The 14,890-nt window shown below is 71.2% G+C and carries 8 protein-coding genes; 2 read left to right on the top strand and 6 right to left on the bottom strand.

The annotated features are described in order from the left end of the window. Positions 1 to 620 precede the first annotated feature (620 nt). A complete protein-coding gene (locus tag ACOJUJ_RS20005) occupies positions 621 to 1,484 on the bottom strand; it encodes a hypothetical protein (protein WP_420128672.1) in 864 nt (287 codons plus the stop codon). A gap of 249 nt (positions 1,485 to 1,733) precedes the next feature. On the opposite strand from ACOJUJ_RS20005, the gene ACOJUJ_RS20000 reads away from it, so the two are divergent. Together ACOJUJ_RS20000 and ACOJUJ_RS19995 are read left to right on the top strand one after the other, a co-directional pair. Beyond that, entirely contained in the window at positions 1,734 to 4,301 is a 2,568-nt protein-coding gene (locus ACOJUJ_RS20000; protein WP_420128671.1) for a BamA/TamA family outer membrane protein, read from the top strand. Between the two features lie 577 nt (positions 4,302 to 4,878). Continuing rightward, entirely contained in the window at positions 4,879 to 5,043 is a 165-nt protein-coding gene (locus ACOJUJ_RS19995; RefSeq protein WP_420128670.1) for a hypothetical protein, read from the top strand. A gap of 91 nt (positions 5,044 to 5,134) precedes the next feature. Here the strand turns inward: ACOJUJ_RS19995 and ACOJUJ_RS19990 are convergent, their stop codons facing one another. From ACOJUJ_RS19990 to ACOJUJ_RS19970, 5 genes are all read right to left on the bottom strand, one after another. Beyond that, entirely contained in the window at positions 5,135 to 5,647 is a 513-nt protein-coding gene (locus ACOJUJ_RS19990; RefSeq protein ID WP_420128669.1) for a GNAT family N-acetyltransferase, read from the bottom strand. A 40-nt stretch (positions 5,648 to 5,687) separates the two neighbouring features. Further along, on the bottom strand, positions 5,688 to 6,281 hold the full coding sequence (locus tag ACOJUJ_RS19985; protein ID WP_420128668.1) for a Uma2 family endonuclease: 594 nt from the start codon (positions 6,279 to 6,281) through the stop codon (positions 5,688 to 5,690). Between the two features lie 120 nt (positions 6,282 to 6,401). Beyond that, positions 6,402 to 7,064, bottom strand: a complete 663-nt coding sequence (locus tag ACOJUJ_RS19980; RefSeq protein WP_420128667.1) for a response regulator — start codon at positions 7,062 to 7,064, stop codon at positions 6,402 to 6,404. Positions 7,065 to 7,093: 29 nt separating this feature from the next. Then, positions 7,094 to 8,716 (bottom strand): ATP-binding protein, encoded by a 1,623-nt coding sequence (locus ACOJUJ_RS19975; protein WP_420128666.1) that lies wholly within the window; start codon positions 8,714 to 8,716, stop codon positions 7,094 to 7,096. Continuing rightward, on the bottom strand, positions 8,713 to 14,424 hold the full coding sequence (locus ACOJUJ_RS19970; protein WP_420128665.1) for a PAS domain S-box protein: 5,712 nt from the start codon (positions 14,422 to 14,424) through the stop codon (positions 8,713 to 8,715). The genes ACOJUJ_RS19975 and ACOJUJ_RS19970 overlap by 4 nt, the downstream gene beginning before the upstream one ends. Positions 14,425 to 14,890 lie beyond the last annotated feature (466 nt).

Raw genomic sequence — 14,890 nt, 5'->3', positions numbered from 1 at the left:
GCTCCCTCAGGATGACCGACATGGCTTTCGCCCGGTTCTCTGCTTCCAGCGCCCCAGACCGAGTCGGTCGTTTCATCCCGCACTCAAAGCCAGTCATCCCGAGGGAGCGCCGCGTGAAACCTGAAGCTGCTCAACCCCCTGCGCGCGACCGAAGGACCTTCTCTCGGCCTGCGTGATGCAAGCTCTTCCGCGCTGATCCAGCCCCTCGGTTCTGCATGCAAGGTCCTTCGGTCGCCGCCATGGATCCAGGCAGGGCAGGGATCTGCGCGGCGGCTCCCTCAGGATGACCGACATGGCTTTCGCCCGGTTCTCTGCTTCCAGCGCCCCAGACCGAGTCGGTCGTTTCATCCCGCACTCAAAGCCAGTCATCCTGAGGGAGCGCCGCGTAAACCCTGAAGCTGCTCAACCGCCTGCGCGCGACCGAAGGACCTTCTTTCGGCCTGCGTGATGCAAGCTCGTTCGCGGCGATCCAGCCCCTTGGTTCTGCGTGCAAGGTCCTTCGGTCGCCGCCAGGGATCCACGCAGGGCAGGGTAGTGCGCGGCGGCTCCCTCAGGATGACTGGCTTTGTTGCGAGCGCTTCCCTGGGCGCGCCGCGGGGGACCCGCGGCGCGCCCGCCGGTCAGCGGACGGTGATCTGCCGCACCATGCCGTGGGCCACGTGCGGCTTGCCGTCCTTGGCATCCGGCACAAAGCAGAACAGCGCGTACTCGCCGGCTTCCAGGTCCACCGTCATCAGGTTGCTCTGGCCGGTGCTCAGCAGCGACGTTCCGCCCACGGGCATGGCCGGCGGCGCGCCCTGCATGCCGGCCTGCATCCAGCCCATCATGTCGTGCGGGGTCTTGCCCGGCGCCAGGCGCATCAGCACGAACTCGTGCGGCTGCGCGGCGGCGTTGGTCACGTGCACGGTGTGGCGGCCGGCGGTCAGCTCGGGCGCGAACTCGAAGGCGTAGTCCGTCATCGTCATCCGCACGTCCGCTACCGGCGCCTGCGCCTGGCCCGACGCGGGAACCACGGTGAGCGGCTTGACCATCCCCTTGGCGATGTGCGGCACGCCGTCGGGGCTGGGGATCAGGCACACCAGCGCGTAGTTCCCCGCCTCCAGCTGTACGGTGGCCTCGCTGTGCCCGCCCGGGGCGTGCGCGTTGGGCCCGCCGACGAACGTCACCCACGCGGGGATCGGCCCCTCGCCCATCTGCGCCAGCTCCTGCACCGTGTGGCCCTCCGCCAGGCGCACCAGCTGCACGTGGTGCATCTCCTTGCCCTGGTTCACCAGGCGCACCGTGGTGAGCCCGGCGGGGATGCTGGCGGGGGCGGCGAAGGCGAACTCGGTGGTGGTGATGGTCACCAGGTTGGGCGCGGCGGCCGGGGCCTTGGCGTACGCCTCGCGGGTGCCGCGGGTCTCGTCCGCCGCCTTGTCGACCGTGCAGGCCGCCTGGCCCAGAACCAGGGCCGCCGCCAGAGTCGTCCAGTAGGTGCTGCGCATGTGCGTTCCGTCCTGTATGGGGTTCAGCCCGTCGCGGGCGTCGATCGGTGTCAGGGGGGCGCGGTGCCCCGGTGAGCGACAGGATACGGTTCGCCCCCGTGCGCCACATGAGGAAATCGACCCGGGTCAGCCTACCCGGGTCGTTCTACCCGCGCGTTCCGCCGCGGCGAAACGCATTCTGGGACGCGAAAGCCCCGGTGCCTTTCCGCGGCACCGTTCCGGCCCCCATCGGAAACCAGGACGCGTACCATGAAAACCACCGCCATCGTCCGCCTGGGAATGCTCGCCGCGCTCGCGCCGGCCACGCTCCCCGCGCAGCTGGCCGTCCATTCGCCGCCTCCTCGCACCGCGCCGAATCCATCCACCGTCCACACCACCACCTCGACGCCCGGGGCGGGGTACGCGGCCGGCCGCCTGCACCGCACGCTGCTGGGCGACGGCTACCGCGAGCTGTGGCAGACGCCGGTGGCCGTGGAAGTGCTGGACATGGCGCGCTTTGCCGATGGTCTGACGCCCACGCGCACGGGCGGCGACTTCAGCACCAAAGCGTTGCGGCTGCGCGGGGCGGACGGACGCGAGTACGTGTTCCGCTCGCTGGACAAGGACGCCACGCAGGGGCTGCACCCCGACCTGCGCAACACGCTGGCCGACCGCGTGGTGCAGGACCAGGTGAGCGTCGCCCTGCCGGCCGGCGTGCTGGTCGCCTCGGCGCTGCAGTCGGCCGCGGGGATCCTGCACGCGCCGCCGCGGCTGGTGGTGATGCCCGACGACGCGCGGCTGGGTGAGTTTCGCGGCGAGTTCGCGGGGGTGCTGGGGACCATCGAGGAGCGTCCGGGGGATGCCGACGAGGGGCCGGCGTTCGAGGGCGCGGCGCGAGTGGCCAGCAGCGTCACGATGCTGGAGCGCCTGAAGGAGGGGCCGCGGCACCGCGTGGACAGCCACGCCTATCTTTCCGCCCGCCTGCTGGACCTGGTGATGGGCGATTGGGACCGCCACGACGACCAGTGGCGCTGGGCCCGCTACGACGCGCCGGACGGCACGCACCTGTGGCGCCCCATCGCCCGCGACCGCGACAACGCCTTTGCGATGCACGACGGGGTGCTGCTGAACGTGGCGCGCTCGCGGATGCCCAAGCTGGTGGCGTTCGGCGAGACGTACCCCGCCATCGGCGCGCTGACGGAGAGCGCGCAGCTGCTGGACCGGCAGATCCTGTCCGACCTGCCGCGCGCCGCGTGGGACTTTGCCGCCGCCGACGTGCGAGCGCGACTGACGGACGAGGTGATCGACGAGGCGGTGCGGCGCCTGCCGCCGGAGCACCACGCCATCGTGGGCGCGCGGATCGCCGCCGCCCTGCGCGCCCGCCGCGACGCGTTGCCGCAGGCTACCGAAGCCTTCTACCGCCAGCTGGCGCAGGTGGTGGACCTGCACGGGACGGACGCGGCCGAGACGGTGCGGGTGCAGCGTCTGGCCGACGGCGGCGTGGAGGTGCGGATGGCCAGCTTTCGCCGCCGCTTCACGCCGGGCGAAACGCGGGAGGTTCGCCTGCACCTGTACGGCGGCGATGACGACGTGCGCGTGGAGGGCGAGGCCCAGGACGGGCCGCTGGTGCGCGTGGTCGGCGGGGCGGGGGACGACGTGATGGTGGATGCGTCGCGGGTGCGCGCCGGCCGCCGGACGGTGTTCCACGACAGCGAGGGGAGCAACCGCATCGACGCGGGCGCCGGCGCCACCGTGGACGCGCGGCCGTACACGCCGCCGGCGCCCGGCCCGCGCCTGGACAACCTGCCGGCGGAGCGCGACCGCGGCGCCGGCCGTTCCCTGGAGCCCTGGGTGGGCTACAGCAACGCAGGCGTGCTGGTGGGTGGGAGCATGACGTGGACGCGCTACGGCTTCCGCCGCGCGCCCTTCGCCAGCCGCGACGCGCTGCGGCTGGAGGTGGCGCCCATGGACGCCGGCGCCGCGCTGGACTGGCGCCGCACGCAGCACGCGTCGGATGGAACGATGCTGACGGTGCACGCGCGCGCCTCGCAGATCGACCGCTTTCGCTTCCACGGCCTGGGGAACGATACGGACGGCTCCGGCGCGCGCGACGCGTACCTGGTGGCGCAGGACGTGGTTTCGGTGGAGGCGGAGGTGAGCCGCCCGGTGGCCGGCCTGCGGGTGGGGGTGGGCCCGGTGCTCCGCTGGCGCGACGCCTCGCCTGACGCGGGGACGCCGTTCGCCCTCGCCGCGCCGCTGGGGAGCGATGCGTACGCCACGGGCGGCCTGCGGACGACGCTGTACTGGGACCGCCGCGACGCGCCGGCCTTTCCCCGCCGCGGCGGCTGGGTGCTGCTGACCGGCGAGGCGCACCAGGGGCTGAGCGGCCAGGTGGACGGCTCGTTCGCCCGCACCCGCGGCGAGGGCGCCGCCTACCTGCCGATGTTGGGCGCGGCGACGCTGGCGGTGCGCGCGGGGGGTGAGCGGGTGTGGGGCAGCTTTCCGGTGCAGGAGGCGGCGTTCCTGGGCGGCACCGGCAGCCTGCGCGGCGACCCGCGCGCCCGCTTTGCCGGCGACGCGGCGGTGTGGGGGAACGCGGAGCTGCGGTCCAGCCTGGGCCGCGCCAACCTGCGCGTGGTGCGTGGCGATGCCGGCGCGCTGCTGCTGATGGACGCCGGGCGGGTGTACGTGGACGGCGACTCACCGGGGGGATGGCACACGTCGTACGGCGGCGGCCTGTACTTCTCCGCCTTCGACAACGCCTGGACCACCACGCTGCTCGCCGCCCACGGCGAAGACGGCTGGCGCGCCACCCTGCGCATGGGCCTGCCGTTCTAACGCTCAGGGCGGACGATGGGGACGAGGCCGGCCGCGGCATTCACGCCGGGGCCGGCCTCGTTTCTATCCCACTCCTCAATCCCGTCAGCCTGAGCCGCCAACTGAAGGTTATGCTGGCAGAACTGAATGGCTGGCTTCACGCCGCGATTCCAACTCCTGACACCGAATCCGGAATAACAACATCGGAAGGTACAGAGGAACGGAGAACAGCCAGAGGAACAGAGATGATCCGCATTCCTCCTCTGTTCCTCTGGCTGTTGTTTGTTCCTCTGTACCCTGACCTCTGTTTCCTGTAGTCCGACGTGAGGTCAGGTGAATTGCCGGATTGGGTATGATGTAGGCGAGAGGAAGGCCTTGCGTCGCGCGCCGACTGCGGTGCGCGGGGCAGGCACTGGCGCGGCGCCTCCCTCAGGCCCGGGAAACCATCGCCGTGTTTCTGGATTCGGATGCCTATGGGTCAATCAACCCATGTGGACGATCCCGGCGGAGATTATTCTGTTGCACACGGGGCAGCGATGCTCCGGCGCCGGCTGGGGGGAGACGACCGGTGCTCAACGCAAAAAACCAGGATCCGACCATGACCGCCGAATCATATACCCGCCGCAGCACCGACCGCGGCTACATCGCCCGGACCCGCTCCACGATGCAGGCTCTTCGCAACTTCCTGGGCCTGCTGCCGGTGAGCGAGTCGCTGCAGGCGCTTCAGCACTGGCGTCGCCGGTCGGCCAATACGGAGTCGTAAAAAGTCGGACCTCCGGGGGGAGGGTACGTGAAAAGGCGGCGGATCGCGGGGGTGCGATCCGTCGCCTCTTCACGTTCTACCCGCCTTGCCGCTACGGCCGGTCGATGCCGTAGACGAGCGCACGATTGCCGAACAGCTCCACCTCGCCTTCCAGGCGCTCGCCCAGCCGCTCCGCGACGCGGATGGACGGCTGGTTCGCCGGCTGGATGAGGCTGATCACGTGCTCGCGCCCCAGTTCGCCCCACGCGTAGTCCAGCGCGGCGCGCGCACCCTCGGTGGCGTAGCCGTGTCCCCACGCGTGCCGCCCCAGCGTCCACCCCAGCTCAAAGCCCGGCCACCCTTCCGGGTTGAAGAACCCGATGCGCCCCAGCAGCGCGCCGCTGTCCCGCGCCTCCACGGCCCACATCCCATAGCCGAGCAGCTGCCAGTGCCCCACGATCAGCGCCATCTGCCGCCACGCACCAGCCCGGTCCAGCGGCTTGCCGTCGCCCAGGTAGCGCATCACCTCCGCATCCGCGCAGATCTCCGCGTACGCGTCCAGATCCTCCTGGCGGAACGCGCGCAGGACGAGGCGGTCGGTGGTGAGGGTGGGGATCCGGATCATCGGACGGGTGATGGAGCCGGCAGCGCCGATGTGACGCGGCTCACGCGCGGGGAGGGGATCCGACGGCCGAAAGCTCCACGCGGTCGTAGATGTCGCTGAGCCGCAGGGTGCACGAAAGCGAGGAGATGACGAGCGCGGATTCCGGTTCGCTCACTTCCGTCAGCACCCAGGTGTCTCCATCTCGCAGATAATGATCGATCCGGCGAATGTCCTGCGCGATCAGGATGTACTCGCGAAGCGACTCGAGGCGACGGTAGTGCGCGAACTTCTCGCCTCGATCGTAGCGTTCGGTCGAAGGGGAAAGCACCTCGATGATCACGGTGGGGTTGAGCAGCGTATCGACGTTCTCGTCCTCGAACCGCGGCTCCTCGCAAAGCCCGATGACGTCGGGATATGTGTACATCCCCGTGCGCTCTACCTTCACGCGCATGTCGTTGGCGTAGGCTTCGCACCGTCGGCCGCGGAGCTGCGTCCGAAGCTCGGAAACGGTGTTCACCACGATCAGGTTGTGCACGCGGCTCGCGCCGGCCATCGCGTAGACGTGGCCGTTGATGTACTCGCTCTTCTCCGCGGCCTTCCTCTCGGCCGCGAGGTACTCGGCGGGTGTTGCGTACGGTAGTGCGAGCGGCGGCATCGAAGCCTCGACAGAGATTGTGACCCGGGGGTCCGGTACTTCGACGATAGAGGATTCCCGAAACCGGCGCTAGGGCTGGGTTGCGCTTCGAGGAGAACGTCTACGCCTCATCCACCGATTCTACCCCTGCGCGTACAGCAGCGCCCCTACCGCCGCGCGCGACGACACGCCCAGCTTGCCCAGCACCTGCTCGGTGTGGTTGCGGGCGGTGTAGTAGCTCATCTCCAGGCGGGTGGCGATCTCGGCGTTGCTGCAGCCTTCGGCCAGCAGGCGCACCACCTCGATCTGGCGGGCCGTCAGCGAATAGCGCTCGCGCAGCGCTTCGTCGCTCAGGGGGCCGGGCCTGGGCGCGGCCTCCGCGGCGGCGCTGGCGGCAACGGCGGCGGCACTGCCGGGCGCGGGGGCCGGGGCAGGGGCGGGGTTCGCGCGGCGCAGCAGGGCGCTGATGCGGGCCATCAGCTCCAGGATGCTGAACGGCTTGGTCACGTAGTCGTCCGCGCCCAGCCGAAAGCCCTGCAGCTTGTCGGCCTCCTCGCGACGCGCGGACAGGATGAGCACGGGCGTCATCACCCCGCGCTCGCGAAGCTCGCGCAGCACCTCGTAGCCGTCCTTGTCGGGAAGGCCCAGGTCCAGCACGATGAGCTCGGGCTTGTCACTGGTCGCCACGGCCAGCGCGTGCGCCGCTTTCGTCGCCAGCGACACCGTGTACCCGTCGTACTCCAGGCTGCGCTGCAGCCCTTCGGCGATGTCCAGACTGTCTTCTACGACCAGGATGCGGCTCATCGTGAACGAGCGAGCGGGTGAACGGGTGATCAGGCGGCCGAGGCCGTCGACGCGTCACGGCTGGCCCCGGCGGCATCCGCATCCGCGTCGTGCAGGGGGAGGGTGAAGACGAAGCTGGCGCCGAGGCCGGGCTCGCTTTCCACCCAGATACGCCCGCCGTGCGCCTCCACGAGCCCGCGGGCGATGGACAGGCCCAGCCCCAGCCCGCGCCGGTCCGCGTGCTGCGCCTGCCAGAACGCGCCGAAGATGTGCGGCACCTGCTCCGGCGGAATCCCCGGACCCGTGTCCGTGACCGCGAAGCGCACCTCGCCCTCAGCCGGCGCCGACGACAGCGTCACCGTGCCGCCTTTGGGCGTGAACTTGACCGCGTTCCCCACCAGGTTGCTGACGATCTGCAGCACCCGCTCGCCGTCCGCGTCCACCGCGGGAAGCCCGTCCGCCGCGTCCACGGCCAGCGACAGCCCGTGCGCGGCCGCAAGCGGGGCGAGCGCGTGGGCCGCCTCCGCCAGCAGCACGGCGGGGTCGCGGGGAAAGGTCTCCAGCGCCAGCGTGCCGCGCTCCATCCGCGAAACCTCCAGCAGATCCTGGATGAGCGCGTCCATCCGCCCCGTGATGGCGTAGATGCGTTCCAGGCTTTCGCGCGGGTACGCGTCCAGCGCGGGGCCGATCATGTGGACCAGCATCTCCGCGTCCATGCGGATGGCCGTGAGCGGATTGCGCAGGTCGTGCGCGACCACGGCCAGCGTGTGCTGCCGCGCCTCCGTAGCCGCCCGCGCCTCGCCAAAGAGGCGCGCGTTCTCCACCGCCATGGCCGCGCGGCGCCCCAGCTCCTCCGCCAGCGCCACCTCCGCGCCGCCAAAGCGCGCCCCGGGACGCACGCGCCCCAGCACCATCCGCCCCACGGCGCGGCCGGCCGCCCGCAGCGGCACCACCAGCGCCGCCGCCGCCGGGCATCCCCCCAGCAGCCCGCCCAGCTCCTCCCCCTCCGCCATCCGCGCCGCATCCAGCCCGCCGCCGTCCGGCTGCGCCTGCACCCCGCGCAGACGCGTTTCCTGCGCGGGGTCGGCGTGCGTGGCCGCCGTCCGCACCGCGCCGCCCGCGTCGAACAGGTCCACCACGCAGCAGTCCGCCACCCGCGGGACCACGAGCCGGCTCAGCTGCGCCACCGCCGTGGCCGCGTCCAGCGACGCGTTGAGCACGCGGCTGGCTTCCGCAAGCAGCTCCGCCGCCTCGCGGGCCAGGCGCTGCTGCGCGTAGAGGACGCGCGTCTCCAGCAGGTTGTGCACGCGCAGCAGCGCTTCGGTCGCGTCGATCGGCTTGTTCAGAAAGTCCTTCGCCCCCGTCGACAGGGCGCGCTCCTTGGCCTCGGGCGTGGCGTCCGCCGTCAGCACCAGCACGGGGCGAAAGTCGTCCGGCGGGGTGCGCTCGCGGATGTCGCGAAGCACCGCGAAGCCGTCGCGCCAGGGCATGTGCAGGTCCAGCAGCACCAGGTCCGGCAGGTGCTTTTCCCACAGCGGAATGGCCTGCCGCGCATCGCTGGTGCGGATGAGGTTGGTGTATCCCTCACCCTCCAGCAGCACCTCCAGCAGGTCCAGGTTGGCTTCCTCGTCATCCACCAGCAGCAGCGTGCACCCCAGAACGCCCTCCGTCATCGCCCCCCGCCCGTGGGAAGGTGCGTCTCAAGCGTGGCCAGGAACTCGTCCAGGTCCAGCGGCTTGGTGAGGTACGCGTCCGCCCCCGCCGCGCGCAGCCGGTCCAGCGAGTCGCGCGTGGCGTCGGCGCTGATGATGACGATGGGGATCGTGGCCGTGCGCGGGTCAGCCCGCAGCCGGCGCAGCACCTCTTCGCCGCCGATGTCGGGAAGGTGCAGGTCCAGCAGCACCAGGTCCGGCCGGTGCTCGCGCGCCAGCTCCACCCCAATGCGCCCCTGCAGCGCGGGGACCAGCTTCCACCCGGGGCGGGTAAGCAGAAAGGTTTCCACCAGGTCCAGGTTGGCCAGGTTGTCCTCGATGTACAGCAGCTGCGCCTGCCCGTGCTCGCCGTCGCCCGCCGGCGCCACCTGCATCCCGGCGTCTTCCGCGCGGCGCAGCGGGTTCGCCGCGCCGAGCAGGCCCAGGCGGAACACGCTTCCCTCCGGCCCGCTGCGCTCCAGCTCCAGCGTGCCGCCCATCGCCTCCGCCAGGCGGAGCGAAAGCGCCAGTCCCAGGCCCGTGCCCTCCACCTCCGTCTGCTCCGCGCCCAGCCGTGCAAAGGGGGTAAACAGCTGGTGCGCGCGGGCTTCGGGGATCCCCTGGCCGGTGTCTTCCACCCGCAGCCACACGTGCCGCTCGCCGCCGTCCTCCTCCGCCGGGTCGTACGCCGCCGCGTCCACCGCGCAGCTCAGCCGCACGATGCCGCCGGTGCGGTTGTACTTGATGGCATTGGACAGCAAGTTCAGCAGCACCTGGGTAAGCCGCTGCCGGTCCGCGCGCACGAACCCGTCGCGTCCGGTGCCGGCCACCTCCTCCACCTCCACCCCGTACTGCTCCGACATCGGCCGCACCAGGCTGACGGCTTCCTGCATCACCGTCCCCAGGTGCACCGGCTCCAGCGAAAAGCTCTGCCGTCCCGCCTCGATGCGGGCGATCTCCAGCACCTCGTTGATCAGCCGCAGCAGGTGCCGCCCGGCCTTGAGGATGTGCTGCACGTGCTTCTGCTGGTCCACCCGCAGCTCCGCCCGCGCCAGCACCTGGCCAAAGCCCAGGATGCTGTTCATGGGCGTGCGCAGCTCGTGGCTCATGCGCGACAGGAACTCGCTCTTGGCCAGGTTGGCGCGCTCCGCCTCGGCGCGCGCCTTTTCCGCCGCCAGCGTGGCCTCGCGCAGCGCCTCTTCCGCGTGCTTGCGCTCGGTGACGTCGCGGATGTTGGAGACGAACCCCGCCTCCAGCTCGCCCGGAATCACCATCCGCCCCACCGCCTCCAGGTGCCGCCAGCTGCCGTCCGCGTGGCGGAAGCGGTACTCGGCGTACCCGGTGCCCTCGGCGCTCTCGGCCACCGCCTGGATGGCGGCCGCCACCCCCGCCGCGTCGTCGGGGTGAATGAAGTCGAACGAGTTGCAGCCCACCAGCGACTCCGGCGCGTACCCCAGCACCCGCTGGATGGAGGGGCTCAGGTACGTCATCACCCCCTGCCGGTCCAGAATGCAGGTGATGTCGTGCGCGTTCTCGATCAGCCGGCGCCAGTGCTCCTCGCGCTCCTGCAGCGCCTGCTCGGCCAGCTGGCGCTCGGTAACGTCGCGGATGTTGGCCACCAGCCCCTGGTCGGCCGTGTCGGGGGCCAGGGTGCGGCCGATCGCCTCGACCGTGCGCCAGTCGCCGTCCTTGCGCTGAAAGCGGTACTCCACCCGGCGGCTGGTCCCCGGCTGCGCCAGGATGGCCGCCATGGTCTCGACCACGCGGGGGACGTCGTCGGGGTGGATGAACTGCCAGGTGGAGCGGCCGATCATCTCGTCCGCCTCCCACCCCAGCAGCCGGGCCAGCGACGGGCTCTGGTACGTCATCACCCCCAGCGGGTCCAGAATGCAGGTGATGTCGTGCGAGTTTTCAATCAGCACGCGGAAGTGCTCTTCGCTCTGCCGAAGCACCTCGGCGATGCGCACGCGCTCGGTGATGTCCAGGCTGTAGCCGATGATGCGCAGCACCTCGCCGTTCGCGTCAAGCACGGGGAGCGAACGGCGCAGCACGTGGCGGGGTCCGTTGGGCCCCTTGAGCGTTTCCTCGAACTCCGTCGTCTTCTTGCTCTCCAGCGCCCGCTGGATCCCGTCGTGGCGGATGCGGATGACTTCCTCGGAAAGCCCCTTGCGCTCGCCGTACTCCCGCACCGTCTTGCCCACGATCCAGGCGCGGATCTCGGGGTCCAGCACCGAGTTGGGGCTGGCGTAGGTGTAGCGCAGCTGCGGATCGAACACCGCCACGCCGCTTTCCAGCGAGGCGATGATCTCTTCGAAGAACGCCTTTTGCCGCTCCACCTGGGCCTCGGCCTCCTTGCGGGCCGTGACGTCGCGGTAGGCGCTGATCAGGGCGATGCGCTCGCCGTCGTCGTCCACCTGCGGCACGACCACGGCCTCGGCGATCCCGGCCGTGCCGTCCGGCCGCACGAAGGGCACCTCGCCGGACCAGCTGCCGTCGCGGTCCAGCGCGGCCAGCACGGCCGGGCTGGCGGCCGGCTCGCGTCCCGGCGGGTTCACCAGGCCGCCCGCGCGGCCCACCACGGCCTTGTGGTGGTAGCCGAACATGCGCTCCGCGGCCGGGTTCCAGTCCGCGATGCGCCCGTCGGCGCGGGAGATGACCACCGCCTCCGCCAGCGTTTCGAAGACCAGGGCCTGCTGCCGCAGCGTTTCGGCCACCTGCTCGGCCTCGCGGCGGCGGCGCTCCAGCTCGCGCTCGGCCGCCTTGCGCTCGGTGATGTCGCGGACCACGGTGACCAGCGTGCCGTCGGCCAGCGGCACCACGCGCGCCTCGAACTCCTGCGCGGCGTCGCCGTCCATCAGCCGGTACTCCACGCACACCAGCTCGCCGGTGCGCACGGCCTCGCGCACCGCGTCGCCAAAGCGCGGGCCCACGTCCGCGGGCAGCAGCTCCTGCATCTGCCGGCCGCGGAACTCGGGAAGCGGGGCGTAGAGCGCGGCCGCGCGCCCGGCCCGGTGGTCGGTGATGGTGCCGTCGGGGTCCAGGCGAAAGTACAGGTCCGGGAGCGCCTGGAACACGCCCTCCAGCTCCTGCGTGCGCTCCAGCAGCGCCTCCTGCGCGGCCTCGTGCTCGGCCACCTCTTCTTCCAGCGCCTCGTTGGTTTCGGCCAGCTCGGCGGTGCGCTCCTGGACGCGCTGCTCCAGCTCCTCGTTGGCGCGGCGCAGGGCGTCCTCCGCCGCCTTCCACTCGCTGGTCTCGCGCGCGGTGGCCAGCAGCCGGTCCTCGCCCAGAATGGTCACGCGGCGCAGGGTGATCTCCGCCCACACCGGGTGACCCAGGCGGTGGCGCCCCTTCCACTCAAAGCGCTGCGCCTCGCCGTCGATGGCGCGCCGCACGTACTCCGACGCTTCGCGGATGGTGAACGGCGGCTCGCCCCAGCTGATGCCGGCCACCCCCATCTCCTTCTGCTCCTGGACCGAAAAGCCGTACATCTCGCAGGCCGTCTGGTTCACGTCCAGAAACGCGCCGGTGTCGATGTCGTGCACCCACAGGCCGGCGCCGGCCAGGTCAAAGATGGTGCGGTAGCTTTCCTCGCGGTCGCGCAGCGCCTGCTCGGCGGCGCGGCGCTCGGTGATGTCGCGCGCGGTGGCCACCAGCCGGTCCACCCCGCCGATGTTCACGCGGTTCAGGCTCACCTCGCTCCACACCTGCCCGTCGGCGGGGAACCCCGTCATCCACTCGAAGCGCTGCGGTTCGCCCCGCGAGGCCAGGCGGATGTGCTCCATCGCCCGCTCGGCGGTAAACGGCTCGGCCCCGCCGGCGATCACGTGCATCCCCCCGCGCTTCACCTGCTCCAGCGTCATCCCCGCGGCCTCGCAGGCGCGGCGGTTGGCGTCCAGGATGGCCCCCGTCTCCACGTCGTGGACGTAGATGGGGTCGTTGGACAGCTCGAAGAGGGTGCGGTAGCTCTCTTCGCTCCGGCGCAGCGCCTCCTCGGCCGCCTTGCGCTCGCCGATGTCGCGGACCAGGGCCAGGATGCGCACCTTGCCCGCCAGCACCACCCGCTGCAGGCTCACCTCGCCCCAGATGGGTTGGCCGGTGCCGGGGTGGATGGACATCCACTCGAAGGTCTGGGCCTCGCCCGCGGCGGCGCGCCGCGACTGGTCCATGGCCCGCTCGGCGGTGTACGGCTCCGGCCCGTTCCAGATGATGGAGGCGGCGTCGGCGCGCAGCTGGTCCAGCGTGGCGCCGGTCATCTGGCAGGCGCGGCGGTTGGCGTCCACCACCAGCCCCGTTTCGCCGTCGGTGACGAAGATGGCGTCGTTGCTGTTCTCGAAGATGGTGCGGTAGCTGTCTTCGGAGATGCGCAGCGCTTCTTCGGCCACGCGCTGGTCGGTGACGTCCTGGTGCACCGCCACCACCTCCAGCACCTCGCCGTCCGCGCCCCGGATGGGGAAGTACGACGCCTGCACCCACCGGGGCCACTCGCCCTCGGGGGGCACGTGGTCGGCGGAGTACTCGCGCGGATCGAACTGCACCGCGGGAAGCACGACGGTCTCGCCGTCAAAGGCGCGGCGCACCTTTTCGCCGATCTCCACCATCCCCACGTCGCGCAGGGGGTTGAACTTGGCCACCTGCTCCAGGTTGAGCCCCCACAGCCGCTCGTACGCGGCGTTCACGCGAACGACGGTGCCGTCGGGCGCGTAGACCTTGACGCTGTGGGGAAACTGCTCGAACAGGTCGCGGAAGCGCGCCTCGCTTTCGCGCAGGGCGCGGTCGGCGGCGTTGCGCTCGGTAACGTCCCGCGAGATGCCCACCATCCGCTCGCCGGTGCCGGCGGGGTCGGGGAGCAGCTTGCCCAGCGCGTTCATCTCGCGCACGGACCCGTCGGGGCGGATGACGCGGTAGGGAAAGGAGAAGGGGTCCTTCGTGGCCAGCAGGCGTTCGCACTCGTCGATCACGCGGGGGCGGTCGTCGGGGTGCACGCGGTCCAGGAACTCGGCGAAGGTCTGCGAGGGCGCGTCCTCGCCCAGGCCGTGGATGCGGCGCTGCTCGCGCGACCAGGTGATGGTGTCGGACGGCAGGTGCCACTCCCACGTCCCCAGCCCCGCCAGCTCCTCCACCTCGTCCAGCGTGCGCTCGCGCTCGCGCAGGGCGGCCTCGGCCAGCTGGTGCTCGGTCACGTCGCGCGCGGTGCCGATCAGGCGCGGCAGGCCGCCGTCCGGGTGGGAAAGGACCTGCGCCTGCGCGTACAGCCAGCGAAACTGCCCGTCGCCGCGCACCACGCGGTAGGCGATGGCGCTGGCGTCGCCGGTGCGCACCACGCTGGCGGATGCTTCCTTGACGGACTCGCGGTCATCCGGGTGCACGCGCTGCAGGAACTCGGCAAAGGTGCGCGGGGCGGTTTCGCGCGACAGGCCGTGGATGCGCAGCTGCTCGGCGGACCAGTGTACGGGCTGCTGGTCCAGCGGCTCGGCCAGCGTCTGCTCCCAGCTGCCCAGGCTGGCCAGGCGCTCCACCTCGTCCAGGCGGCGGTCGCGCTCCTGGAGGGCGGCCTCGGCGCGCTGGCGGGCGGCGCGCTCGGTCTCCAGCGCCTCCAGGGCGGCGGCGAGCGTGGCGCGCAGGGCGTCCTCGCCGCCGGTCACCGGCACGGCGAGCAGGGAGGACGATGCGGACGGGGATTGCGGGTCCATCGGTGCCATCACGGGCGGGGGACTTCAGCCGGACTGGGGGCGGGGAAGGAGATCCCTGAAAAGTAAACCACGCGCGCACGCGGAACAAGCGGTTTGGAAGGGATTTGGATGCGCTGAAAGGCAGGACGATGGGAAGGTGAGATTCGGGTCACCGCGGGGGTAGGGGGAATGGCTGGCCTCCTGCGCCCCCTCCGCTCGCCTAGGCTCGCACCTCCCCCAAAAAACCTGGGGGAGGTTGAGGATGGATCGGGGATCGACGACTTGCATCGAACTACGTCCGACGGGGCCCCTCCGCTGGCTTCGAGGGTGCCGAACCTCCCCGATCTAAACCCAAAAGCCAGTCATCCTGAGGGAGCGCACCACGCGCAACCAGGAGTCACGTGGTGACATGCGCGCGACCGAAGGACCTTCTCTCCGATGGCGAGGGGCATGATCCACGCCGGAATCCAGCCCCTCGGTTCTGCTG

The organism is Longimicrobium sp. (genome assembly GCF_048594345.1).
Lineage (GTDB): Bacteria > Gemmatimonadota > Gemmatimonadetes > Longimicrobiales > Longimicrobiaceae > Longimicrobium.
The sequence above is the reverse complement of the archived record's forward strand: the minus strand, read 5'-3'. Positions and strand labels throughout refer to the sequence as shown.